The sequence below is a fragment of the Parachlamydia acanthamoebae genome, from assembly GCF_000875975.1.
Lineage (GTDB): Bacteria > Chlamydiota > Chlamydiia > Chlamydiales > Parachlamydiaceae > Parachlamydia > Parachlamydia acanthamoebae.
On the sequence record NZ_BAWW01000005.1, the window covers coordinates 153,397 to 178,202 of the forward strand.

Below are 24,806 nucleotides of genomic sequence, written 5' to 3' on the forward strand. Positions count from 1 at the left end.
CTTATTAGTGCTCTTTATCATCTGCATTTTGCTGGTCAAACAGATTTTCTTTACTCAAAAGGGCAAGAAAGTCTTTAATCTCAACATCAGTTTTTGCAGTTTTGTCGTCAAAAGAGCGAACAGTCAATCGATTTTCTCGTTCTTCTTTGTCCCCAACGATCACTAAATAGGGAACTCGCTGTCGAGTTGCATCATAGATTTTTTCTGCCAGCGGATGCTGTCGTTTATCAATCGCAACTCTTAGGTTTTGATTTAACATCAAGACCTGTATTTTCTTCGCATACTCTATTACTTTCTCCCCTATTGGGAAGATTCGCACTTGCTCAGGTGCTAACCAAAATGGCAAGCGCCCCTCGTTTTGCTCTATTAAAAGAGCTATCCATCGTTCGGTCGAGCCAAGTGCAGTCCAACGAATCACCCACGGGGTGCTTTGAAGGCCTTTTGCTTGACTAGCTAATGCGAATGATTCTGCACTAAAAAGATCAAACTCTAATTGAGGTCCTTTCCATTGCCTATTGAGTGAATCGAATAGTTTAACTTCAATTCTAGGACCTCGCCAAGAAGAAAAAGCTTCTTCAACCTGATAATTTAAGTGACAGAACTTTAATGCTTCATGCAAAAACGCAATTGCTTGTGGCCATTGCTTCTTTGCAGCAGCATTTTTTTCAGCCTTTGGGTACAAATACCACTGGGCCTCAAAACCAAATACTTTAACTGTTTCCTCAATGAATTGCAAGGAAGAAATCAATTCATGCAAAACTTGCTCTGTTAAGCAAAACAGATAAGCATTGCTCATTTCACAAGTTTGGGATTTAAGCAATCCATCTAATTGATCACTTGCCGCAGGAGAAAATCGCTTTTCAGATTCAAAAAATCGAAGGGGAAAAGAGCACAAAGCGGATGCAGCAAAAAAAGCAGAGGAAAGCTGCGTAGAAGGGAGAACATACTCTTCTTCTTCTTTTTCAACGATCCAAGACTGTTCCCGTATTTTTTTTTCGACAGAAGGCTTAAACGAAAAATGCTCTAGAGGCAGCAAGCCAGTCATTCCAATTTTTTGATAACCATTTGCAGCATAGCCATTTTCACACCATTTCAAAACAGCAGCGCGCAAAGATTCGCCGCGCGGAAGCCAAACCCAGGAAGATATCCCTGCAGGAAGAAACAATTCCATTTCTTGCCCAAGATGCACATGCTGATTTTTTTTATGACGCGTCCACTTTTTTAGAAAAACTTTCATCTCATCGCGCTGCAAAAAAGCGGCCCCAAAAAGGCGAATCACACGTAATTTACCAAAGCTTGCATTGTAAATTTCTTTTTCAGAAAAAGAGAGAATTTTTACAGCTCTAATAACCGTTGGATCAGGAATTTCAGTTTCGGCATAAAGATCATAAAAATCCGCCATCCTGATTAATTCAACAATATTTTCCTCTGCATTTTCGGCGAGCTGCGCATGAAAAGACTGACCGTGATGTTGAAAAAAATGCACTGCATTTTCGCGCATCATATGCATTTCTTGAATTGCGGGAGGATTTTTGCATAATTGCCAAAGACGCTCTTCTATGAGAGGTAATAAAGTTTCTGTCACAGGCTGTGGGAAAAGACAATCATAGTAAAACCCCACCTGATTAATCCCACTTTGAACAAGCTGAACGTTAGGAAACAGATCGCGTAGCACGCAACCCAGCAACTTGGATAAAAGGGTTCGAAGAGATATCGGTATAAAATTCATGGGGTATTTGAGAGGGGAATGGGATATAGCTGACTTGAACAGCTGACCTCCACGATGTCAACGTGGCGCTCTAACCAACTGAGCTAATACCCCATCTAAATTCATGTATGAGTTTTGATCACTGAACAAGAACAATAGCCGATCGTGCTAAATTTATTCAAGCAAAAGAAGCGTGTCCTTGAAGATTTTTGCTTTTCATCAGAGATACCACTTGGAAGCAGATTCTATCACTACTCAGATTTGTCAGTTTTGCTCAATCCCAAAATGCGTTCTTTTAACTCTTCTAGATTGTGTCCTTTCCAAGGTCTCCATCCTTCGCTGGTGCTGAACGACACCATTTGTTCAGAAGATAGCTTGCCTTGGTTTTCTAATTTCACCTCATATACAATGCATCCAATCGGTAGGTTTTCCATTTCCTTTAATTCACGTATTAAAGGAATTTGCATCTTTAGCTCAGGGTATTTTTTAGTCATCGCCTGAAAAAGATCGTAACCTGTTGTCATTTGAGTATATAAGATATAATCCCCTTTTACTTCAGCTGAAAGAATTTCATGATGTTTTAATCCAAGAATTCTTGAAACAATCGTTATTCCATGCTCAACAAATTTTAGAACTGTGACGTTATGTTGATGCCATGTATCACCCTGGATGACACTTCGGATGGCGTGATACTGTCCGATAGAACCTAGATATTCCCACTCCCACAAAGCACCTTTTGGGGAATAGCCTAATAAATCCTCATCACTGGCTCGTTCGCACATGTATTTTTGAACATCAAAAATCTTTCCATCTTCATAATCCCCACTCATCAATTCTAATAAACAATCATCAGAGATCATTCGCGCTTCTAATAACCTCTTCGCATTGCATTCCAAACCATCAATCGATGCAACACTCAAAAAACAGACAAAAAAAAGAATTAAAGCGAAAGGTAATCGTCTGCTTGGTTTAAGATATAACATCGAAATAGACCTAAAAATAAATTGTTCATTGATAATTGTAAGCATAAATAAAGTATTTAATTCCACCATGATATTCTGACAGTAACACCCCTCTTTGCTTCTCTTTCGATCGTACCCCTATACTATGATCAGCCCATAATAAATTACCCGCTTAGGGTGGCTATTTCACTTGTTCAAAAAATAGATGAGTAAAAAGAAACCCTGATTCCTTATGATTTAAAATTAAATTCCATACTTAACAGATATCGCATCTTGTGATATGCATCGATTGTCTCCATTAAAGATCGATTAGCACCTCTTTTTTTAGACAAAAATAAAGGGAATCAGATGAAAAAGTCCGCATCGATAACTACATTATTTATAGATATTGGCGGTGTTCTTTTAACTAATGGATGGGATAGACAGTCCCGCATGCTGGCATCACAAAAATTTAACCTTGATTTTGAAGACATGGAGAGTCGCCATCACCTAACCTCTGACACATTCGAAATAGGAAAGCTTACCCTTGAGAACTATTTAAATAGAGTTGTATTCTATCGAAAGCGAATGTTTACACGAGAAGATTTTCAAAAATTCATGTTTGATCAATCAAAGCCTTTTCCACAAATGATTAACTTGGTTCTTAAACTTAAGATCCTGCATAGCCTTAAAATCGCCGTTGTTAGTAATGAAAGTAAAGAGTTAAATGAATACAGAATAAAAAAATTTAAGTTAGGCGAATTCGTAGATTTTTTTATTTCTTCCAGCATCGTGCATTTGCGCAAACCAGACGAAGATATTTTTCGCCTCGCTTTGGAGATCGCACAAGTTCCTGCTGAACGAGTCGTCTATATTGAAAATACACCTATGTTTGTCGAAGTCGCTCAAGGACTAGGGATTCAAAGTATCCTTCATACCGATTATGAATCAACATACGTCAAACTGTCCGATCTAAAAGTAAACAGATGAAAATAAGAACCTTGCAGGAAAGGCTACGCTCTGTTCAATTCGCGTCAATGTCGTTAAACTCACTATAAACGTGTTGTCTTGAATACTTCGACCAAGGCTTTTTCTAATCAATGACATATCCTCACCATTACTCAAGCTATCTGTGAATGGCGTAAGCTAAAACAATTGAAGGCCCTTTATTTTGAGAAGGAATACACACACACGCTCTCTGAACCAACTCGTGCAAGCCTCCCCCCTTGAGGTTTCTTGTGCAAATGGCATTGGGGTCATGCTACCAGAAAATAATGCATACCTGCATGCCATTTATTATAATTGAGGGAGGAAAGAAGATTTTGCTGACGCGATTGCGACTATTCCTTCAGTTCATCCACGAGATATAAGAGGGCTTCTAAAGATGGGCCGGTCAAATTACAAGCTGGATCGAAGTAAGGGCAAACGAAATTCCTGAGAATAAGCTAAAAAGCAATAAAATGTTGAACCAACGAAATTTAGCCGACGATTGTTGATCAGATCTTAGAATATGGAGAGAACCTGGACTCAAACCTTAAGCTATCCACTCTCTTGATAGCAACACCGATCCAAACTTTTTGGTATGCACAATAATAAAAAATTTGGCATTCCCTAATCCTGATATATCCAGGTCTTAATTCAGATCATACTTGCGCCAATTCCCAACACTGCAAGGCCTCTCTCCATGCATCCGGAGCGTTGCGCATTTTTTTAGCAATCAAAGCAATTAACTCTGCTTCATATGCCGATTTAGGAGAACCTGTAGAAACCATTTCTTCAATAACAGGCTCAAAATACTCGACAAAATACTTATGTTTCTTACAGTAAGCAAGAGCTTCAGAAGGAAATTCTGTAAATAAGCGCATTAAAAATGCCTTTCGATAAGACTTATGAATCTCAAATGGCCAAATGGTTTGACTATGGGTTAAATTATACCAAATTGCTTCTTTTATTTCTTGAGGTGCTATTTTCTTCATAAAACGTAAAAAATTTTTAACAAATACTCCTGACTTATCTGCTTTTAATTCAGCAACAACCTGTGCCTGAATTTGTGGAAGCAACCCTCTTTCTGTAAAATATTGTCGGACAGATGGGGAGGGATTTTGAAACCTCTCTCTTATAACAGACGACATCTCATTTGTGACTAAAAACTCACTCCACACTGCATCAAATATCTTATACTCGGTTTCTTGATTAATTTGATCGCGAATTTCCTTTGGTTCGTTACTAAGTTTTTTAGGACAAATAAGCTGAACCAATGTGCGAAAATAACTTTTGATGTGCAATGACATCCAATTGACTGATAAAATTGCTTTGCACAATACCCTCATGTGATCCTCATTGTGAACGGAAAACACCACTTTGAGGTCAGAACCCTTAATTGTGTGACCTTCAAAACCAATCCCCGTCAAGGTACAGAGGAGATGTAAAAAATCTTTGTGCGATCCTTGCCAATTATCTGATCCTCTCCAGTAAGCAATCACCTCCAAACTGTCGCTTCCTCTGTTTTGGGAAATGGTAGCCACAAAACTGTGATAGTTTAAGGGGACATTAATACGCACAGATGCCTTTTCGGAAGAAAAAGCGACAAACGTTCCTATGTTTTCTGCAAAACGCTTTACAAGATCTGGTTTATTATATTTCTCAAAAAGTTGTAATGCCCTCCTAAGTGTTCTAGGTAATAAGGTGGCGAGAGTGGAAGAGAAGGCAGGTTGAGCAGCCTGTAATAAATTTTGATGAATCACAGTCAACCTTTGATCCTCATTTTCAATCGCTCTATAAACAGGACTGAGAGGAACAAGCCAATGCTCCAACGAAAAAGTTTTTTTAGAAGAAGAGGCTCTGGATATAGGTCTTACCATATCGAACATCACCTCTTCATAATTCTGATTAATCAACCTACTTTTTCGACACTCTAATCCAAAGAGAGCAAATTGAGTAATGCGATCTTTAAATAAAGAGTCTGTTTCCTCTTCAGAAAGAAGGCGGAAACTTCTGACTATCTTAATATTTAAATCCCATAGCTGAATCACATCGACAAATATCTTTGAGAGATAGAGATTATGAAAAAAACTTCGCTGGTGATGTTTTGAAACAAATTTTAAAAAATCTTGACTGAATGCTTGTAATGCTGTCCATGAATCATAAAGATTCTCTTTGGATCCGATTTTTTCGGACTGATCAGTTAAATTTTGAACTCGAACATCAAATTCCAAAACAGAGAGTAAAAATTCACGCGTTTTGCTCTCTTGTATTAAAGTATCAATAGAAGGTGTTTCACCTGAAAAATAAACAGCAAACCACAAAGTGTCCATATGAATAGCATCTAATTCTTGAACGATATGTAGTAATCTCTCTAGCTTTTCTGGAGGCGCCTGAAGGTTATCTTGTAAAAAGATAATCCATTTACGTTGAAGGTTTTCATCAAAAGCATTTCGACCACAGGCTGCAAGATCGCAAATTATCTCACTCTCCACATGAGACTCCATGAATACTTTGATAAAGAGAGGAAGATAAGTAGCGGCCTGGATTCCCGCTAGGCTATGGGCTCCTACGATTCCTTTAGCAGTTTGTTCAAGCATTTGCTTGAGCATCCCCGCATGCAAAGAAAGATGAGAAGGTGCCTTTGACTCTCGACACTTGTGCATGATGTTCAGAGTACTTGTTACTGAGCCATGAAGAGAAATGGCAACCTTTCTTACTGCGCTTGTTTGCACTTTGCTATGCAATATGTGGGCAAAAATGCGCGCTATTTTCTCATCAATCTCATCTAAATTTACAGCTAGCCTTTCAGGAGTTGTGATCAGAAGCCGTGTGATCTCTTGAATACTTTCATTTGGAACAGTAGCCTGTATGCTCATGCTTTGAAGATCTACACTGATCGGATTAGAAGCAGAATGGATAATAAGCCCACTTCTAGGAGGAATATCGCTCTCTGCAAAGACAATAACTCCTGTCTGTGGACACAGATTATAACACCCTAAATCCTTCCATAAACTACGACAATTCTTCCAGTCTTCATAAGAAAGAACCATACAAGGGATGGGAGTGCGAGCGCTGGAAAAATTGACTGCGGCATGTGAATTACTGACCTTTGGGGTTTCATAAATAATCACAGCTTGATGCTTTGAGCTAAACTTCTCATCTGCTTCATCTAAATTTGAAGCGAAGAGTAGACTTTTACCAGAGACAGACATGAGCCGGTTTTCTCCAGAAACCACGGCTTTACCATAAAATTTTATTCCGTTTTGTGGGATGGTTTCTGGATCCAAGAATGTAGGATCCTTCATCTCAGGGACTTGAATAGGCCTTGCTTGAACAATGTAAATCACATCCTCTCGAATCACAAATTCAATGTCCAGATGACAACCAAAGGTTTCCTCTAAACGGTTGGCTACAATTTGAAGTTTCTCTAAGTGCCTTTCTTCTAAAACTCTCTTTTCTTGAAGAGATGAGTCATTCACCACTTCTTTGGTTGAACCACCGGGTAAAACCACCAATCTGTGCGTTTTTCTCCGAATTGTTTCATAAATCCCCATCTCAGTAATAATCCACTCATCCGCCGCAATTCCTTTTTGTGTAGAAACAACCCCTTCTCCAAAACCCCAAGAAGCACTTATCTGCGCAATCCTTCCCTCTTGATCAGAACTCCAGTTCGGCTTATGCGTCATCATAACTCCGCTCACTAAGGGATGATCATCTTCTGTCACTTGTTCCATGACCAGCACGCTACAAAGAGGCATGTGGGCAAATGGATTCTCAAAAGGGGATCGGTTTTTGAAAGAGCGATATCCAAAATAAGAAGCAACCACCTCAGCCAATGCTTGTTTCAACAATCTCTCTGTGTTTAGGATTCCCCCCACCGTTTTATTTCCTCCCGCATTCACAATACGACCATCTTCATTCGAGGAGCTACGTACAATAAGAGTTTTTCCCTTGAGTCCATTGAGAGCTGTTTTTTGTTCCGGCGTAAGCTTCAAAAAATCCACGGATAAGATATCTTCTTTCACATTTTTCTCTACTGATCGAAGCAATTCTCCCTGCCGGCTTTCATTTGTTTCGGATTTTGTCTGATCCCATAACCGATAAGTTTCTGGACTAAAATACGACTTAATTTGTTCATCCGTAAATCCAAAGAAAGCAGGAACTAAAGCTATTTCACTTGATAAGGAGCTTCTGATCCGCAAAAGATTATCGTGTTTAGAACCACAACGACCTGAAGAAAAAACCACTGAACACAGCTTTTCATAGTCTCTTTCTTGCCGAAGATGTTGAAATACAAGTTGGGCCCTATGCCTGCGATAATTTCTCTGAATAATATTCGCAGCTTTTTTTTGTTTTTCGAAAACCTGTTTTGCTAAATATCTGCGACAGTTTTTTTGGATTACAACAGCCGCTTCTTTTTTCTTTTGAAAAATTTGTTTCTCTCTATGCCCTCGATAGATCTTTTGAATACAAATGGCAGCCTTCCTCTTGCGGTCGAAAGACTTTTTCGCTATCCATCCACGAATATTCTTCTGGATCTGAGTCGCAGCAACATCTGAATCAATCAAGTAAAAGCGATGAGTATGGCGAGTTGCCAGCTTAATGGGAAGCATTACGAGAGGAACAATGATAGTAAATAACGAGGCAACTTTTAGAATGGTTTTTATCTTAGAAGTGGGATAGCCTTTTAACATCACACCTTGGGCCCCTCCTTGAGTACAAGAGGGAAGGACGCACATTTTTCTTGTCCAAGGCAAGGCAAAATAACTATCTGCTTTCTCTAAAAAAAATTCTGACCATGTTAAATTTCGATGACGTGGATAATAAATACTATCAAAGAAATTAACACTCATTTCTTATACCTTCTATAAATTAGTTGTCAGAAAATGAACTAATTTTAATAAAATTTCCCATAAAAGACAAGTATCATAAAATTAGATGTACTATTTAATTAGTAGCAAGGTGAACAAACTTGATAGGTTTATTTTCATAAGGAAAGTGAACAACAAAAATTTATTTAAGCCCTTAAAAAGGCAAAACCAATTGTCGCTCACATTTTTTTCTTTTGCATAGGACCCTCACAAAACCAAAGCCCTATGCGACTCCTACAGAAAATAACTATAAAGAATTGAACTCTGTATTTAGAAAAGCCAGGATCGCATCACGTGTTGTTTCAAGATGCTCCTGCTCATGTGCATTCGACACAAACCACGCCTCATGCTGCGAGGGAGGAACATAAATCCCCTGAGCAAACATAAAACGGAAAAATCGCGCAAAACGGGGAAGATCTAGCTGCTGAGCCTCTTCTTGATTCATCACTCTACGCCGACCGAAAAAGAGCGTAAACATTGATCCCACCTGCTGAATGCAAGCTGGCAGCTCATTTTGAAGGATAAATTCTTGAACCGGTTGCACAATCACCTGTGTTTTGGCTTCCAGCTTTTCATAAAAACCGGGTTGTTCAGCCAAGACGAGCGTTTGCAGTCCTGCCTCCATCGCGATGGGGTTACCTGAAAGTGTTCCCGCTTGGAAAACAGGTCCGAGAGGAGCTAAGAAATCCATAATTTCTTTTCTGCCACCAAAAGCGGCAGCAGGGAATCCCCCTCCAATGATTTTTCCAAAACAAGTCAAATCGGGCTTAATAGAATACATCCCTTGCGCCCCACGCAATCCTAGGCGAAACCCCGTGATCACCTCATCAAATATTAAGAGAGCTCCAGCTTCTAATGTCTCCTGACGCAGAAGCTCCATAAATTCAGGCTGAGCCGGAACGACCCCTATATTGCCAGCAACAGGTTCTAAAATCACAGCGGCGATTTGATCTCCTAACTCCGCGAAAACTTTTTTTACAGCTTCTCCATCATTAAAAGGCAAAGAGATCACGTGTTTCACAACTTCGGCAGGAATACCAGCTGATGAAGAGGCAGATAATTCAGCAACACACGACCCAGCTTTAACGAGAAAGAAATCAGCATGACCATGATAATTTCCATTGAATTTAATGATATAATTACGCCCCGTATAGCCTCGAGCTAAGCGAACAGCACTCATCGTCGCTTCTGTTCCTGATGAAACAAAGCGAATTTTCTCTACAGAATCGATCCATTGCACCACTTTTGAAGCTAACTGCCCCTCTATAGCACTCGTGACACCAAAAGTCGTTCCTTTTTCCAGTCTTTTCTGCACTGCAGCAAGGATCTTCGGATGTGCGTGGCCATGAATAAGAGCTCCCCAAGAACCACAATAATCAATGAATTTGTTTCCATCTACATCTTGAATGAGATCTTTTTCCGCACTTTCAACGACTAACGGCAGATGATCCAGCCCTTTACAGGCTCGGATTGGAGAATTGACCCCCGCAGGAATAACGGAACATAAATGACTATATGTTAATTGAGAAGCAGGTCTTTCTGCTTGAGGTTTTGTTCGGCAAATCATATTCTTAAGCTTTGTGATGTTTGTTTAAATAATCTAAAAACCCTTCGCAAGAGTCTTCTAAAATATCCAAGACTGTTTCAAAATCTCCACCTCCCCGATAATAGGGATCTGGCACTTCTTCATTTGGATAGCATTTACTATAAACAGTCATGAGATGAATTTTTGCTTTGTGTTCAGGTGATTTAGCATGTTGATAGAGTACATGCAAAATTTCCTGATCTGCAACAAAAATGTAATCGAATTGATCAAAAAATTCACGCTTGAATAGTTGAGCGCGAGTGGAGAGCACAACCCCTCGATTTTTTGCAGAATCACGCATTCTGTCATCCGGTAAACGCCCAATGTGCCAATCCCCCACACCACAACTTTCGATATGAAACTGCTCCTCTTTTCCTTGCTTTTTCACAAGATGACGCAGAATCCCCTCAGCCGCGGGCGAGCGACAAATATTTCCTAAACAGACATAGAGCACTGAAATCATAAGTGAAGAATCCTTCGATTATTGAGCATCAGCTGCGCAACGAAAACCATACGTTCCATTTACAGTGCCTGGATTATTACGATGACGACGTGAACATCTCAGATCTTCTTTTAAACTTTTCCAGCATCCTCCCCTTAAAACACGGTAAACACCTTGTAAGGGACCTTTTGGATTCTCTGGCTCTTGAACCGAAATTTCATAATAGTTGTAGCCATACCAATCATGACACCACTCATAAACATTTCCAGCCATGTCATAAAGCCCATAACCATTGGGAGCATAGCTCATTACACCCGTTGTATCTGCGCTAAAAAAATTGGCCTGCGTTTTCTCAATATCATCTCCAGTAGGAAATAAATAATTGTCTACTCCACCATATGCAGCAACTTCCCACTCAGCCTCTGTCGGAAGTCTCTTTCCGACCCATTTTGCGTAAGCTAGGGCCCCATACCAAGTTACTCCCACGACAGGATGTTTGTTGTAGCCAAATTCAATATGAACTTTTCCACCACTCCGCTTAATGCGGGAATCACGTAAACGGATGATATCATGATGATTATTATCTTTTTCGCCTCCCATTGCCTCCAAAAAGCGCGTAAACTGCTCATTTGTGACAGGATGGATATCAATAGCAAAACTGTCAACCGTGACTTGGTGACGCGGCATCTCATCTCGATTTCCACTAGCACTTCCACGCGCAAATACACCACCTGGAATACCCACCATATCTGTTAGTAAGGGTTGAACATTTTTAACCTCTTTTTTCTCAGGCAAATACTGCTTAACTGTTGTGTCAAGCTGAAAAATAATCCCTGGATCCAAATCCGTTTCAGGACGCTCAAGTTGAGTCACATTAAGAATAGGACGTAAGGTTTTGGGTAAAACTTCTTCTCGAAGCTCTTCTACAACTTGTTGTTCAACGACTTCTTCTATTTCCACACATTCTTGCGATTTTGGCAAATGCAGCTCTTCTTTTTCTGTCGTTAGAGGCTCTACAGGCTCTACAAGCCCAATAGAAGGATCAAATTCGACTTTTTTCTGCTGCTTTCGGCCGCTCTTGCAACTTTCAAGTAAATTCAGCAAGCTTGATGGGCGTTTCTCCGGATTGACTTGCAGACATTCACTAACAAGAGTATCCCAATCGTACTGATAACCGGGCTGCAAAGTTGACGGCATTTCAAAAAAGCCCTCCGGGTAGCAACCACAGATTAAAAAGTAGGACATAACACCAAATGCATATACATCCGCTTTTGCATCGCCGATTTTGCATTCGTCTAATTGTTTTTGTTCAGGAGCTAAAAAGGAATAATTCTGCAAAAAGGAGGCATGCAAAGGGGTGAGTTTTTTAATATCAAGAGGAGGAACAGGATAGCCTTCTTGTGCTATACCTCCAATAGATGCAATCCCTAATGCTTCAGCCAATACTTTATAGCTACGCGCTAAAATGGCGCCTGAACCAATAATTTTTGACAAGCCAAAATCAGATAAGTGGATATTGACCCCAGCTTTTCCTTTGCTGATCAAGATATTATTCAATTTCAATCCACGGTGCACCATGCAGGCACTGACCCCTTTGCGGCTGTGTGCATAATCGAGCGCATCTGCAATTTGACTTAAAATATGATAAATTTCTTCTTCTTTAATTTGTTTATTGCGAGCCCGAATATATTGGGCAAGATTGGTCGTTTCCCCATGCTCATCTACAACGCAATCTGTAACAAGAAAATGATGCCCTTGGGCAAAAGAAATATTGTGTACTTTAACAATATTTTCGTGTTCTAGAGTAGCTAGAAGCCCGACTTCTTCTTCGAAGCGCTGCACAAATGAACGTTCTTGAGACAACTCCTCAGGCAATACTTTTAAAGCGAACTGCCGTTTCATAAAGCGATGCTCAGCAAGATAGACAAAGCCTAAGGCACCTTGTCCAATGCTTTTAATAATTTTATAGTCCCCGAGGATTTTTGTATCAGTCATTATGATTCCAACTTTTGAGCCGTTTTCGAAATTCATCAATTACCTTGCTTTGCGTATACCACTCACTCGCTTTATCTAGAAATCTGTTTCCGAGTTCGACTTGTCCCGTTGCTAAAATGTGCTGCATGTAAAAGGCAATATCCATTCGGGGGATGATCATATTTATATCGATTATTTTATTCAAGTACCTGTCTAGCATTTGCGGAAGTTCACTTTCTGGAGTGAAAAGCAAAAGCATTTTGTAAATGGTATGATCTTGGGGATAAGCCTCTGTGGCTAATCGCAATTGTTCTAAAATTTGTTTACGCTGAATCTCATGCTCTTCTGTCGTTCTCGCGCGTTCAAAAAGCTTAATGTGCAGCAAAGCTTTGGTTTTATAAGCCATGAAATGGGAAGGATCAGCACAATAAGAACTCAAGAAAACACAAAAAAAACGTTCGAAATTTCCTTGATTGGCATAAGCTGCCGCAACTAAATAACCCAGATGGTGGTAGTCAGGATGTTGCGTTAAAATGGGCTCATATTTTTCCAAAATTTTAACTGCAATTTTTTGGGGAGTTTCTTGCAAATTGAGGTAATCAGATAGAGCCTGTTCATAAACGACCTTTTCATCTACATGCATTTCTGTCAACATTGCCTGGACAGGTCTCAACTCAACTCCGTCAAGAAATACTTTAAAAGCTTTCTCTGCTTCTTGATCCTTCCAATAAGCAATCGCCAAATCTCTTAAAATATCGAGTCTTTTTTCTGAAGAACTTTTTTCAAGAAGATCTTGATATAGCAAAATGGCTTTTTTATAATTTTTTTCACAAATTGCTGATTCTATGTCACTTTGACTAAAACCTTTTTCAAAAAAGCACGTACAAGAAAATGCACATAAAACTACAGGTAAACGAAAACGATGCATAATTTGACCCTAGAATGTTCATTATAAATGAATTAAACTAAAAAGATTTTTAACTACCATTTGGCTAATCTCCGAGTTTTTTCTTTACCGGTTTCGGAAGCTTATGATAAACTCAAGTCTTTTTCAAACTTTATTAACAGTGTATGAGATCAAAAGTTGCTTGCAACAGCTAAGATACTGCTGTTACCTCTTTGATCTGCGCAGCTTAGGACAACATGGATAAACGCACACTCCTTTTAGTTTTTTCATTTACACTTATTCTTTTGTTTGTAAACCAGTATTTTCAGCAGCAAAATGATGAATCTGTTCGAATCTGGCATCAACAACAAACAGCAAAAAAACAAGAAAAAGTGGCTAATTTAGAAGCCTTGCTTCAAAAACATCAAAATTCAACGGCCGAATTGCCTGTTGTTTCGTTCTTTCATGACGCAAATCAAAAAGAATTTTTGAGCCATGGTTTGCTCTATGATCAATCGATTTTAGCTCTAGCTTGGAATGCAGATTCCGCTCCTGCTGAAATTTATGCAAATTCAACCACATCTGAAATCCCTAAAAAGTTTCATCTGACATTTAGACAAGATGGCGAAGAAGGCTTGCTTGTTTATCAAGAAACGAATGAACATCCTTTAGCCATTCCTCGTTTGCCTGAATTTGGAACCTATGATTTGCAACTCGTCTCACCACTAGCGACACAGAGCACACCTCCTTATCTAGTGCAATTAGGCAATTACACAGATGGGCATTTTTCATTGCCACGTGAAGAGCTAACAAAGCTCAAGCAGCAGCTAGATGCACATTACCAGTCAACACCATCACCGATGAGCACAGCAATCGTCTTATTTAAGAAAGACGACAAAACCTATCCAATCGCACTCTATCGTAAAAATATTCCGGGACTCATTTATCTAAGTGATGTTTCTGGTTTGCCTACACAAATCGTTTCCCCACAGCAACAATCGCAGCAACAGACAACTCAAGAAGAATTATTCTATGTCTTAGAAACACCCTACCAGCAATTAGTTTTCTCCAATTATGGTGGTGCCCTAGCCGAGATTAACCTACCCCTGCAAAGTAAACAAAACCCTCAAAGCGTTGTCAAAGAAATCGAATTTGATCGCGAGATGGTCGCCCATCATCCGAACAATGCACATTTCCCGGCACACCCTTATTTTACACCTGCTGAAGGAAAAGATCCGCAAAATTTCCAATACCATACACAAGGTCAATTGGGTGGATTTTATCCATTACTAAGAAGAGATGTACTTCCTTCCGAAAACCAAAAGGCCACCCGCGTAGCCCCTGTCTACTACGCTTTTAACCTGATTTCCGAATATCCAGAAATCTCAAATTTGGTCTATACCGTTAAGCATTTTGACAGCAAAAGCATTGTATTCGAGGCAAATCAAAATTTCCGCCGTATAACAAAAACTTATACACTTGAGGAAAATGAAAAAAATGCCCCTTATGTGTTCAACGCAACCATCAAAATTGAGGGCGATAGCCGCGGATTATGGGTGGGCTCTGGAGTCCCTGAAGTTGAGATTATCTCAGGATCGCCAGCGCCGGCTTTAAAATACCGTATTACACGAAAAGGCAAATCTGAAGTTGTTTCTATTTCGCCTCCGAGTGATGCAATCACGGTGACCTCCATCTTTCCAGACTGGATTTGTAATTCAAATGGATTTTTGGGAACCATTTTGGATCCTCTAACCGAAATTGATCCGGGCTTGCGTGTCGATCATGTTTCAGGAGTTGAAGTTCCTTCTCGTTTAACCATTCTTGGACAGAAAACAGATCGATTTAAAGCACAGGACCTTCCTGGATATGTGACCTTGCTCCCTCTAAAAAGTAGCGGCGGAACAGCCACTTTCCGTATGTTTGCAGGTCCTTTTGCAAGCAATGTCTTGAAAACTGTCGATGCCACTTTTTCTAATCCTGAGACAGGCTATAATCCTGACTATATCGCTTGTCAAAGCTTCCATGGATGGTTTTCCTTTATTTCAGAACCTTTTGCCAAGTTTTTATTTATCTTGATGCAATTTTTCCATTCTGCCACTGGTTCATGGGCCTTTTCTATCATCTTGCTCACGGTTGCTTTACGTGTCATGCTTTATCCATTAAATGCGTGGTCAACGAAGTCTATGCTACGGATGCAGCAGATTGCCCCAGAAGTGAAGGCGATTCAGGAACGTCACAAAAAAGATCCTAAAAAAGCGCAACTTGAGATCATGAATCTTTATAAAGAGCGTGGAGTGAATCCTGTGTCAGGATGCCTTCCCCTCTTGATTCAAATGCCCTTTTTGATTGGGATGTTCGATTTGCTCAAGTCTACCTTTGAATTGAGAGGCGCCTCTTTTATTCCTGGATGGATTGACAACTTGACAGCACCGGACGTTCTCTTTAGCTGGCAAACGCCCCTTCCCTTTATTGGAAATCAATTCCATTTGCTCCCTATTCTTCTCGGAGTGGTCATGTGGTTGCAGCAAAGATTCATGTCTGCAGCTCCAAAAGATGCAAATCAGATGACTGAGCAAGAAAGACAACAAAGAGTGATGGGAAATATGATGGCAGTCGTCTTTACGGTGATGTTCTATCAATTTCCTTCCGGACTAAATATTTATTGGTTATCTTCCATGTTACTGGGAATGCTCCAACAATGGTGGATGGGTAAAAAAATGAAAAAAGAGACGGCCAAAATTTTAGCCGCTCCGGCAAAGGGAAAAGAAACCAAAAAATAATCTTGTGGCTGGGTTTTGGGGAAAATAACCCCAAAGCCCAGACCAGATTTTACGGTTTTGGATGGACACAGCGGACAAAAATGACAAGTTAAAATTTTCAAGCTAGGGCCCAAAATTCACCCTGGAGAAATAAAAAAAAACTTTATTCTTGCCTCTTATTATACCATTGCACTAGTTTTAGATTAGTAGTGACGATAATATTTTTGAAAATTTTCATAGTTTGTTTGACATGCGTGCGTGGGATGAATTTCTAACACTTCAAGAAGCTGAAATAGGGGTCGAAACAGTCCATAAATGGCTGCGCTCACTCAAAATTGTCCGTTACGACGCTTGTAACCTCTACCTGCAAGCCAAAGATTATTTTCAAGTTATTTGGTTTGAAGAGCATATGCGTCAAAAAGCAAGCTCACGCCTGTTTAATAACAACAATAAACGCATCAAGATTCACATTGCTGCGGCTTCTGAGCGACCGAAAGCTTCAAAAGGAAAGAAAGAAAAAGAACGAGAGGGTCAAGCCGAAACGGCGCCACCAAAATTTCACCTCAGTTTTGACCAGGTCGATCCTTACTGTACATTTGATCAATTTGTCATTTCAGAAAGTAACCTTCTAGCTCATAAACTGCTTTGCAAAATCACAGGCTTTGATTCTGTTTCTAAAACGTTCATTCCTCCCACTTCTGATTTAGCAGCTTTTAATCCAATCTATCTCTATGGAAAAGAAGGGACAGGTAAAACACATTTATTAATGGCAACTGCTGATGCCTTAAGAAAGCAAGGATTATCCGCGATCTATACACGCGCTGAAACATTTACAGAACACGTCGTTGGCGCTATTCGCGCAGGCGAAATGAGTACTTTCCGACAAGCCTATCGAAATATAGATGTTCTCTTGATCGATGACGTCCATGTTTTCTCTCGAAAAGGAGCCACTCAAGAAGAGTTATTCCATACTTTTAATACCCTTCACCTTTCTGGAAAACAAATTGTGCTTAGTTCACATTGCTTGCCGGGAGACTTACAACTCATAGAGCCACGCCTTGTCAGTCGCTTTGAATGGGGAATTGTCCTCCCTCTTGAATCCCTAAACATCCAGGAAAAGCAGGAAATGCTTTCACGCAAAGCACGCGCATTTAACTATCTACTCAATCCTAAAGTTTCCCAATACCTACTTGAAACATTTACAAGTAGCACTAAAGCACTAGTCAAAGCTTTAGAAGCATTGATTCTACGTTCCCATCTCAATTTAAAAGGAACCAGCATCACAACAAATCCTAATCCCTCAATTATGCAAGTCAAACAGTATTTGGCTGATTTAATAAAAGAAGAAGAACAAACCGCTCTTACACCTCATAAGATTGTGCAAGCTGTCGCTGAATTTTATGGCATCCGCACTGAAGATATTTTGGGCAAAGCACAAAGTCGCGATTGTGCTCTTCCACGCCAAATCGCCATGTACTTATGCCGTAATCAACTCAAAATCCCCTATATGAAAATTGGAGACCTTTTCACTCGCGATCACTCCACGGTTATGTCTAGCGTCAAACTGATTCATAAAGGAATCGAACAAGACAAACCAGATTTGTCTGGATCGGTTTCCGCGATTCTCAAAAAACTTAAAGTTTAAGGACCCCTATGACTTCCCAAACGACTGATTACAGGATTGTGGGAGGGCTTAATATTGAAAGCAAGCGAGCACAAAAGCTCGCAGAATGGGGAAATAAAGAAATCGAACTGGCTGAACGAGAAATGCCGGGCTTAATGGCTTTACGCAAAGAATACACCTCTTCACAACCTCTTGAAGGAGCTCGCATAGCCGGTTGCCTCCACATGACCATTGAAACCGCTGTTTTAATTAAAACGCTCCGCACACTTGGTGCACAGGTTAGATGGTCTTCATGCAATATTTTTTCTACAGAAGATCATGCCGCAGCAGCCGTTGCCCAAGCTGGAGTGCCTGTTTTTGCCTGGAAAGGAATGACAGAAGAAGAATATCTTTGGTGTATCTCTAAAACGCTTTTTTTTGGCGATAAACCTCTCAATATGATCATTGATGATGGAGGCGACTTAACCGATTATGTCCACGATAGAACACCTGAATTGCTCCCCTCCATTAAAGGACTCTCGGAAGAAACAACGACCGGCGTGCGTAAACTGCAAAAACGTCTTTTAGATAAAACATTGGGTATGCCTGCCATCAATGTGAATGATTCAGTCACTAAATCTAAGTTTGATAATTTATATGGATGCAGAGAATCCTTAATTGATGGCATCAAACGCGCAACCGATGTAATGATTGCCGGAAAAATGGTGGTCATTGCAGGCTACGGAGATGTTGGAAAAGGATGTGCAAAATCCATGGCAGCCTTTGGTGCCCGCGTTGTGATTTGTGAAGTTGATCCCATCTGTGCCTATCAAGCTGCAATGGAAGGCTTTCGGGTCCTTACGATGGAAGAAGTAGCTCCCACTGGAGACATCTTTATCACAGCCACAGGCTGTTGCAATGTCATCACAGGACAACACATGGAGCAGATGAAGCATCAAGCCATCATCTGTAACATTGGACATTTTGATATTGAAATTGACGTCGCCTGGCTAGAAAACAATCCAAACATTCGAAAAGATGAAATTAAACCGCAAGTTTCCCGTTACACATGGGACTCCACAGGAAAAAGCTTGATTTTACTCGCAGAAGGCAGGCTCGTTAACCTAGGATGTGCAACAGGCCATCCCTCTTTTGTGATGTCTAACTCCTTTTCAAATCAAGTACTTGCGCAAATTGAGTTATGGAATTCAGGCTATCCAATCGGTATTTACTGCCTCCCAAAAATTTTAGATGAAAAAGTTGCCCGATTGCACCTCGATCAACTCGGAGTCCATCTCACAAATCTCACTCCTCAGCAGGCTAACTATCTCGGAATCAATCTTAAAGGACCATTCAAGCCTGAGCTCTATCGCTACTGATAAACCAATAAAATTATTTGTTTTATTTTTGCTAAGAACATCGTGGAAATCAAGCAAAAAAACTCAGCCATTTCGCATGTTTTGGCGCATAAGCAGAAATTTTCATTATAGAAATAATCACTTTTATACCTATTCTTGAGAGAGAAAAAAACTTTTTCTTAAAAAGCTAAACGTCAACTTTTTATTTTTTTTCATTTTGTATGAATTTTCTGCTTTGGGAAAAAATGACTCTTTGCTATAGTTACATTTTATTGCTACGGAGTATAGCGCAGTTTGGCTAGCGCGGCTGCTTTGGGAGCAGTAGGTCGGGGGTTCAAATCCCTCTACTCCGATCTTTACGAGCCTTTTTTAAGGCTCGTTTTTTTTACCTATCCACTTCTTAACATTGGAAATATTCAATGCACGGAATCATATCCTTGGGGTGGTTTTATTGGGATCCCTCTAGAGAAATCTTTCGTCTTCCGATTGTTGACCGACCACTTGGCTGGTATGGAGCTTGTTTCGTTTTAGGCTTTATCCTGGGCTACTTCATTATTCTCCCTATTTTTAAGCGTAAACTTCTCGAAACAAGAAATTTGTTAGAAAGAGATATTCAAGACTGGCCTCTCTTAGTAAAAGATTTCAAAGTTGCACAAAATAGTCCTGATCCTTGGATCCATTCTTTGTACCTCAAACTTAGTCCTGAAGCAAAAAAACAACTCTCTCAACTGCAGTTTATGCAAGAGCCTGATTCCTCTCTTAAAGCTACTCTCTTGCAAACCCTAAATGAACTAAAAGGGTCACGTTCAAGAATAGATTTAGAAACCTTATTCCCTCAAACGATCATTCCCCTTAAACAACTTTGTGTCTCATTAGCCGATCGAATCACTTGGTTTGTGACTGTGGGCACATTAGTGGGAGCTAGATTGGGCGAAATCTTTTTTTATGATTGGCCCCACTACCGAGAGCATCCGCTCGATATGATCAAAATTTGGGAAGGAGGATTGGCAAGCCATGGAGGAGTCATCGGCATTTTAATCGCCATTTTTCTTTTTCATCGTTCCATCAAAAAAAATTTCCCTGAATTCTCCATCTTGACCATTCTCGACTGTCTATGCATTCCCGCATCATTAGGCGCTTTTTGGATCCGGATAGGAAACTTCTTTAACCAGGAAATTATTGGCACGTATACAACAATCCCTTGGGCTGTCGTTTTTGGTCATCCAGTCTATGGGCAACCTGGCATCCCTCGCCATCCCGTACAACTGTATGAAGCATTTTCCTATTTAGCGATCTTTACCATTTTATATTGTTTATGGAGATTTGAAGGCAAAAAAATGAGAGAAGGGGCTTTAGTTGGAATCTTTTTCGCCCTCACTTTTTCCGCTCGTTTTTTCCTCGAGTTTTTTAAACTCCCCATGAGCCATATGTTGGATGAATCCTTTTTACAAACAGGACAATATTTAAGCATCCCTTTTGTTATACTCGGTTTGATTTTGATCTTTTATTCTTGTCGGAATCGAAAACAATTACAAATGTCTTAATAGAGCCAGTTGTCATTTTTGTTGTTTTTTAATTTTTTGTTCGTTATATTTTGACATTTTGGTCCTTTTAGTATTGGAGTTTAAAACATGTCAAAATCAAAGTTAATATTTGACCATAACGACGAAGAAGTCGAACTTGAAAATGGCTCCGCGATCGCCGAAGCATGCGAAGAAGCCGGCGTCCCTTTTGCTTGCACAGAAGGTGTATGTGGAACTTGTGTTATTGTGGTAAAAGAAGGTAAAGAAAATCTTACCGATCCTACACAAGAAGAAAAAGATTTTCTAGGTGAAGGAACAGTCGATGAAAGACTTGCCTGCCAATGCAAAATCAAAGGTGGATGTGTCCGTATTTCGTTCTAAATCTTAAATTCATAAAACTTAAGGATCAATCATGTCAGAGTCAAAAGAAACAACAGAAAAAGTCGTGATTCATAAAAACATGACGATTAAAGACATTCTCTCTCTTTTCCCTCATAAGGCTCAACGTCTTTCACAAGAAATCACCAATGCGGGTTTAAATTGTGTTGGATGCCATGCAGCTGTTTGGGAAACACTAGAAGCCGGAATGCTCAGTCACCGCATGAATGAAGCAGACATTGAACGTTTAGTCCAAAGATTAAATGCCCTTCTCGAAGAAGAAGAATCCGATGCAACATCGATCACGCTAACGCCTCGCGCAGCGGAAAAATACAAAAGCATTCTCGCAGAAGAAGGTAAAGAAGGGTGGGGAATTCGCTTTGCTGAAAAATTTGGCGGCTGCAACGGATTTGAGTACATTCTTGATTATTCAGAAAAAGCTCTTCCAGCCGATCGTGTCTTTGTTTCCTGTGGAGTTGAAATCCACGTAGACGATTACATCGCTGATCACTTATTAGGTTCTCTCATTGATTACGTCGATGGATTACATAGTTCAGGCTTTAAAGTTTCAAATCCACACGTTAAATCTTCCTGTGGATGTGGCCATTCCCACGGCTACTAATCATTCTTGGGCAGTACAAGTGACTGCCCTTTAATTTTTATTCGAACAACCAAATAGGGCGGCTTACGCAAATCTTTTCCGTTGTTAAAAGCAGGAAGTCGATTCCATTGCCCCAAAGTCACATATAAATAATCTTTTGTTAAAAACAAATCATCAGGCCATCCAAAACGTTCATCATGAGCGACAAGTTCGTATTGTCCATCGGGTTTTCTTTTGACGATAGACTGTTGTTCGTAAGCTCCAAAATAGATGTTATTTTCATCATCGATTGCTATTCCATCCGTAGCAGGTCTTTCCCCTTCATCTTTTACTGCCGCAGCTAATTCTTCTTCGGTTGCTTCCATGTTAGCTAAGATATCCGTTGGAATACTGTATAAACGTCGTCCAACCAACGTTGTCCAATAAAGTGTTTTTCCATCTTTGCGAAGGGCAATTCCATCTGCCCCTCCTACAGGAAACGTCGGATTCTTTGGATCATAAACGTGGGGAATCCCCTCCAGAAAAGCCATATACCCTTTTTCATTTTGCGTCGAAATATGATTTCCTAACACGCCACGGCTCTTTCCGCTTTCGATATCAACAACAACTAAATCAGGGGATGTTCCAAAGGAAGAATTGGCAATGTAAACCATTCCCTCTTTTCCGTGCGTTAAATCCACACGTAAGTCATTTAGATGACTATCAGATTTCATAGCCGGTGATGTAATGATTTTTTTTGCAAAAATTTCACCCGTTTTTAAATCGATTCCCACCACTTTTGGGGCTCCCGGTTGGATCGGTTGGCCTGCAATTTTTCCATCATCAAGCACCCATAATCTCCCCAAAGAATCTAAAGTCATCCCATGCGGTGAAACAAAATGATTTTCTGGTAAAGCATTCGAAGGCAGTGCCCACTCGGCATTGGGGAAAGGAATCAGTTTTCCATCCCGGTACTCAGCTAAGGTTGGCCCAACATGCGCTTCAGCATGTTGGGGAAATCCTAAAAAGATGCGCTCATCTGGAGTAACCACAATCCCCGAAAAATCAGGCTTGGTGATTTCTGCGATAACTTCAATCTCTCCAAAAAGAGGTAATGCTTGTACGGTTGTAAGCATGACAATTCCCATCAACAAAATAATCCATTTTGCCATTCTTTCATCCCTTCATTTAAAATGCCGAAAGAACTACGCCCCCATCCACTCGTAAAGCAGCCCCATTTGTGGCCGAAGAAAGGGGACTTGCCACGTAGGTGATGAGATTAGCGACTTCATCACTATGTGCAAAATGTTGTAGAAGAGAAGTGGGTCTCACTTCTCTGAAAAAAAACTGAATCGCTTCTTCACGAGAAATATGTCTTTCTTTGGCGATTTCGTCGACACTTCTTTTGTTTCCTTCCGATTCTGTCGGACCAGGCAAAATAGCATTAACAGTTACACCAGTACCTTTTGTCAGTTCAGCTAGACCTCGACTAATTGCTAATAAGGCCGTTTTAGTCATCCCGTAATGAATCATGTCTTTTGGAATTTGAATGGCAGATTCGCTGGAAAGAAAAATAATTCGTCCCCAATTGTTTTTAAGCATTTGAGGAAAGTAATGGCGTGACAAACGCACTCCACTTAATACATTCACTTCATAATATTTGAACCAATCCTCATCCGTAATTTCAGCAAATGGCTTGGGACCATAAATACCTACATTATTGATCAAAATGTCGACTGATGGGACTTCTTCAATCAAATGATTGACTTCGTCAATTTTGGAAAAATCAGCAATAACACCCTGTACTTTTGCATGAGGCACTGCTTTTTTAAGAGATTCCACAGTTTTATCTACGTGCTCTTTGGTTCTTCCATTAACATAAACAAAAGCCCCTTCCTGCAAAAGTTGCTGCGCAGACGCTAAACCAATTCCACCAGTAGCTCCGGTGATTAAAGCCTTCTTATTTTTCAGTTGAAAATCCATAATCACTCACTCTCTATCATCTAGATTTTAATCTTCCACTTCTTCCTCACTAGGAAATAAAGGAGGTAATTCTTTCCATTCACCATAATCAGAACTCATAAATTTTCTTTTGCTCCGCCAATTCTTCCAAACAGACCCAGTTTCTGTATCCACAAGAAAAACTTCAGTGCCCCATTCAGGATTATAAACCGTGCTTATTTGATATCGCCCCGGTTGAGAACGCTGCTTTTCCTGTGCACATAAGCCAGTCGCAGTGGTGCAAAGAGTCAAAAAGAAAAACACTTTTTTAAACATATATCCTCCGTAGAAATCATAATCTTTACGAAAGTTATACTAAAAAGTTCTCAAAAGTCAATAAATCTAAATTTCCTCACCAACTTGTCCATTCACTCTTTAGAATCGGGATTAATTAAATTTAGACCCGTTTTTGGATCAGGATCCTTATATAAAGATGCGGGTTCAACCGTTATAAACATTTCTACCGTTGGAAATGTGTAGGCTTCAATCAAATGACCACCCTCTACTTTACCATCGGGATATCCAACAGCAAAATGTGCATGTACAATGGGCTTTCCATTTTGTAGTGCAATGTCTCCAATCAATGAAATAAGCTCTACTTGCTCGTTGATGTGATGGAGCTTATACATTTTTTTGACAACGTCATACCAGCCTGTCGTCGCTTTCTTCAGCGCTCCAATCGCTGTAAAATGGGCGGATTTCACTTGATGCTTATTAGCAAAATCTGCAATCCCCGTCAAAACTTCATCATCTTCAGCAAAAATTAGCACATAGTTTTTTACGCCATTTGAATCACTGAGCAGCTTGACTTTAACTCCTGGAGCTTGGCCATGTGGAACCGCTTTTGAAACCTCCATATAGTCCTCCGCTGCAAAAATTTGTAGGGTAAATAACGAACAGATTAACAGGCATATCGCTCTTTTCATTCTGTCACCTCATGCAATAAATGCATTTCGATCGGTTTTACAAGTAAAGGATCTGTCTGCGTTTTAAACGCAGACAGATGTGGACTCTTCAGATGTTTATCTAAAGCCTCTTTGCTTTCCCAATTTTCATAAAAAAAGAAAATGTTTGGGTCTTCATGACTTTGATAAAGATCATAATTCTTGCAACCCGCTTCTTCTAAGGTTGGAACTCGCACTGAAATCAAAACCTTTTTTAATTCGGCAACTTTACCAGATTTCGCTGTTATTTTTGCAATGACAGTTAACAT

19 protein-coding genes and 2 tRNA genes are annotated in these 24,806 nt (G+C 40.0%); 8 read left to right on the forward strand and 13 right to left on the reverse strand.

Annotated elements, in window-relative coordinates:
• Positions 1-4: 4 nt before the first annotated feature.
• The 3 genes from AOM43_RS03130 to AOM43_RS03140 all read right to left on the reverse strand — a co-directional run bounded on the left by AOM43_RS03130 (position 5) and on the right by AOM43_RS03140 (position 2,568).
• On the reverse strand, positions 5-1,729 hold the full coding sequence (locus AOM43_RS03130; RefSeq protein ID WP_226987373.1) for a His/Gly/Thr/Pro-type tRNA ligase C-terminal domain-containing protein: 1,725 nt from the start codon (positions 1,727-1,729) through the stop codon (positions 5-7).
• A gap of 19 nt (positions 1,730-1,748) precedes the next feature.
• Positions 1,749-1,822 (reverse strand) — tRNA-Val (locus AOM43_RS03135).
• A gap of 137 nt (positions 1,823-1,959) precedes the next feature.
• Positions 1,960-2,568: a hypothetical protein gene (locus tag AOM43_RS03140; RefSeq protein ID WP_226987374.1), complete on the reverse strand. Its 609-nt coding sequence runs from the start codon at positions 2,566-2,568 to the stop codon at positions 1,960-1,962.
• Between the two features lie 450 nt (positions 2,569-3,018).
• Between AOM43_RS03140 and AOM43_RS03145 the strand changes: the two genes are divergently transcribed.
• The gene (locus AOM43_RS03145; protein WP_059358982.1) at positions 3,019-3,639 is read left to right on the forward strand and encodes an HAD-IA family hydrolase; all 621 of its coding nucleotides are present in this window, start codon (positions 3,019-3,021) and stop codon (positions 3,637-3,639) included.
• 653 nt (positions 3,640-4,292) lie between these two features.
• On the opposite strand, the gene AOM43_RS03150 is transcribed toward AOM43_RS03145, so the two are convergent.
• From AOM43_RS03150 to AOM43_RS03170, 5 genes are all read right to left on the reverse strand, one after another.
• Positions 4,293-8,486 carry a PEP/pyruvate-binding domain-containing protein gene (locus tag AOM43_RS03150; protein WP_059358984.1) on the reverse strand — a complete coding sequence of 1,398 codons (4,194 nt, stop codon included), beginning with the start codon at positions 8,484-8,486 and terminating at the stop codon, positions 4,293-4,295.
• Positions 8,487-8,751: 265 nt separating this feature from the next.
• A complete protein-coding gene (gene hemL, locus AOM43_RS03155; protein WP_013924848.1) occupies positions 8,752-10,071 on the reverse strand; it encodes a glutamate-1-semialdehyde 2,1-aminomutase in 1,320 nt (439 codons plus the stop codon).
• A 4-nt stretch (positions 10,072-10,075) separates the two neighbouring features.
• The gene (locus tag AOM43_RS03160; protein WP_013924847.1) at positions 10,076-10,552 is read right to left on the reverse strand and encodes a low molecular weight protein-tyrosine-phosphatase; all 477 of its coding nucleotides are present in this window, start codon (positions 10,550-10,552) and stop codon (positions 10,076-10,078) included.
• Positions 10,553-10,570: 18 nt separating this feature from the next.
• The gene (locus AOM43_RS03165) at positions 10,571-12,526 is read right to left on the reverse strand and encodes a bifunctional serine/threonine-protein kinase/formylglycine-generating enzyme family protein (protein ID WP_059359072.1); all 1,956 of its coding nucleotides are present in this window, start codon (positions 12,524-12,526) and stop codon (positions 10,571-10,573) included.
• Positions 12,519-13,433 (reverse strand): tetratricopeptide repeat protein, encoded by a 915-nt coding sequence (locus AOM43_RS03170; RefSeq protein ID WP_059358986.1) that lies wholly within the window; start codon positions 13,431-13,433, stop codon positions 12,519-12,521. The genes AOM43_RS03165 and AOM43_RS03170 overlap by 8 nt, the downstream gene beginning before the upstream one ends.
• Before the next feature lie 215 nt (positions 13,434-13,648).
• Between AOM43_RS03170 and yidC the strand changes: the two genes are divergently transcribed.
• The 7 genes from yidC (at position 13,649) to AOM43_RS03205 (ending at position 21,634) form a co-directional block, all read left to right on the forward strand.
• Entirely contained in the window at positions 13,649-16,171 is a 2,523-nt protein-coding gene (gene yidC / locus AOM43_RS03175; RefSeq protein ID WP_059358988.1) for a membrane protein insertase YidC, read from the forward strand.
• Between the two features lie 229 nt (positions 16,172-16,400).
• The gene (locus AOM43_RS03180) at positions 16,401-17,795 is read left to right on the forward strand and encodes a DnaA ATPase domain-containing protein (protein ID WP_006340945.1); all 1,395 of its coding nucleotides are present in this window, start codon (positions 16,401-16,403) and stop codon (positions 17,793-17,795) included.
• An 8-nt stretch (positions 17,796-17,803) separates the two neighbouring features.
• Entirely contained in the window at positions 17,804-19,132 is a 1,329-nt protein-coding gene (gene ahcY / locus AOM43_RS03185) for an adenosylhomocysteinase (protein ID WP_079978230.1), read from the forward strand.
• Positions 19,133-19,389: 257 nt separating this feature from the next.
• Positions 19,390-19,464 (forward strand) — tRNA-Pro (locus AOM43_RS03190).
• Positions 19,465-19,530: 66 nt separating this feature from the next.
• Positions 19,531-20,655 carry a prolipoprotein diacylglyceryl transferase gene (gene lgt / locus AOM43_RS03195; RefSeq protein WP_059358990.1) on the forward strand — a complete coding sequence of 375 codons (1,125 nt, stop codon included), beginning with the start codon at positions 19,531-19,533 and terminating at the stop codon, positions 20,653-20,655.
• Positions 20,656-20,742: 87 nt separating this feature from the next.
• Positions 20,743-21,015 carry a 2Fe-2S iron-sulfur cluster-binding protein gene (locus AOM43_RS03200; protein ID WP_006340949.1) on the forward strand — a complete coding sequence of 91 codons (273 nt, stop codon included), beginning with the start codon at positions 20,743-20,745 and terminating at the stop codon, positions 21,013-21,015.
• Positions 21,016-21,046: 31 nt separating this feature from the next.
• On the forward strand, positions 21,047-21,634 hold the full coding sequence (locus tag AOM43_RS03205) for an iron-sulfur cluster assembly accessory protein (protein WP_006340950.1): 588 nt from the start codon (positions 21,047-21,049) through the stop codon (positions 21,632-21,634).
• Here the strand turns inward: AOM43_RS03205 and AOM43_RS03210 are convergent.
• The 5 genes from AOM43_RS03210 to AOM43_RS03230 all read right to left on the reverse strand — a co-directional run bounded on the left by AOM43_RS03210 (position 21,631) and on the right by AOM43_RS03230 (position 24,806).
• Positions 21,631-22,764 carry an L-dopachrome tautomerase-related protein gene (locus AOM43_RS03210; protein WP_059358992.1) on the reverse strand — a complete coding sequence of 378 codons (1,134 nt, stop codon included), beginning with the start codon at positions 22,762-22,764 and terminating at the stop codon, positions 21,631-21,633. The two genes, AOM43_RS03205 and AOM43_RS03210, sit on opposite strands and share 4 nt — an antisense overlap.
• A 16-nt stretch (positions 22,765-22,780) precedes the next feature.
• On the reverse strand, positions 22,781-23,575 hold the full coding sequence (locus tag AOM43_RS03215; RefSeq protein WP_173362540.1) for an SDR family NAD(P)-dependent oxidoreductase: 795 nt from the start codon (positions 23,573-23,575) through the stop codon (positions 22,781-22,783).
• Between the two features lie 27 nt (positions 23,576-23,602).
• Positions 23,603-23,869, reverse strand: coding sequence for a hypothetical protein (locus AOM43_RS03220; protein WP_006340953.1), 267 nt, complete (start codon positions 23,867-23,869; stop codon positions 23,603-23,605).
• Between the two features lie 92 nt (positions 23,870-23,961).
• The gene (locus tag AOM43_RS03225) at positions 23,962-24,519 is read right to left on the reverse strand and encodes a PPC domain-containing DNA-binding protein (protein WP_059358995.1); all 558 of its coding nucleotides are present in this window, start codon (positions 24,517-24,519) and stop codon (positions 23,962-23,964) included.
• Positions 24,516-24,806 carry a putative quinol monooxygenase gene (locus tag AOM43_RS03230; protein WP_006340955.1) on the reverse strand — a complete coding sequence of 97 codons (291 nt, stop codon included), beginning with the start codon at positions 24,804-24,806 and terminating at the stop codon, positions 24,516-24,518. The genes AOM43_RS03225 and AOM43_RS03230 overlap by 4 nt, the downstream gene beginning before the upstream one ends.

Excerpts from the sequence above, each read along its gene's own strand:
- AOM43_RS03170 (WP_059358986.1), bottom strand. The coding sequence starts at position 13,433 with ATGCATCGTTTTCGTTTACCTGTAGTTTTATGTGCATTTTCTTGTACG.
- AOM43_RS03145 (WP_059358982.1), top strand. The coding sequence starts at position 3,019 with ATGAAAAAGTCCGCATCGATAACTACATTATTTATAGATATTGGCGGT.
- AOM43_RS03180 (WP_006340945.1), top strand. The coding sequence starts at position 16,401 with ATGCGTGCGTGGGATGAATTTCTAACACTTCAAGAAGCTGAAATAGGG.
- yidC (WP_059358988.1), top strand. The coding sequence starts at position 13,649 with ATGGATAAACGCACACTCCTTTTAGTTTTTTCATTTACACTTATTCTT.
- AOM43_RS03165 (WP_059359072.1), bottom strand. The coding sequence starts at position 12,526 with ATGACTGATACAAAAATCCTCGGGGACTATAAAATTATTAAAAGCATT.
- AOM43_RS03150 (WP_059358984.1), bottom strand. The coding sequence starts at position 8,486 with ATGAGTGTTAATTTCTTTGATAGTATTTATTATCCACGTCATCGAAAT.
- AOM43_RS03215 (WP_173362540.1), bottom strand. The coding sequence starts at position 23,575 with ATGGATTTTCAACTGAAAAATAAGAAGGCTTTAATCACCGGAGCTACT.
- AOM43_RS03205 (WP_006340950.1), top strand. The coding sequence starts at position 21,047 with ATGTCAGAGTCAAAAGAAACAACAGAAAAAGTCGTGATTCATAAAAAC.
- AOM43_RS03140 (WP_226987374.1), bottom strand. The coding sequence starts at position 2,568 with ATGATCTCTGATGATTGTTTATTAGAATTGATGAGTGGGGATTATGAA.
- ahcY (WP_079978230.1), top strand. The coding sequence starts at position 17,804 with ATGACTTCCCAAACGACTGATTACAGGATTGTGGGAGGGCTTAATATT.
- AOM43_RS03220 (WP_006340953.1), bottom strand. The coding sequence starts at position 23,869 with ATGTTTAAAAAAGTGTTTTTCTTTTTGACTCTTTGCACCACTGCGACT.
- AOM43_RS03130 (WP_226987373.1), bottom strand. The coding sequence starts at position 1,729 with ATGAATTTTATACCGATATCTCTTCGAACCCTTTTATCCAAGTTGCTG.
- AOM43_RS03200 (WP_006340949.1), top strand. The coding sequence starts at position 20,743 with ATGTCAAAATCAAAGTTAATATTTGACCATAACGACGAAGAAGTCGAA.
- AOM43_RS03225 (WP_059358995.1), bottom strand. The coding sequence starts at position 24,519 with ATGAAAAGAGCGATATGCCTGTTAATCTGTTCGTTATTTACCCTACAA.
- AOM43_RS03210 (WP_059358992.1), bottom strand. The coding sequence starts at position 22,764 with ATGGCAAAATGGATTATTTTGTTGATGGGAATTGTCATGCTTACAACC.
- AOM43_RS03230 (WP_006340955.1), bottom strand. The coding sequence starts at position 24,806 with ATGTTAACTGTCATTGCAAAAATAACAGCGAAATCTGGTAAAGTTGCC.
- AOM43_RS03160 (WP_013924847.1), bottom strand. The coding sequence starts at position 10,552 with ATGATTTCAGTGCTCTATGTCTGTTTAGGAAATATTTGTCGCTCGCCC.
- lgt (WP_059358990.1), top strand. The coding sequence starts at position 19,531 with ATGCACGGAATCATATCCTTGGGGTGGTTTTATTGGGATCCCTCTAGA.
- hemL (WP_013924848.1), bottom strand. The coding sequence starts at position 10,071 with ATGATTTGCCGAACAAAACCTCAAGCAGAAAGACCTGCTTCTCAATTA.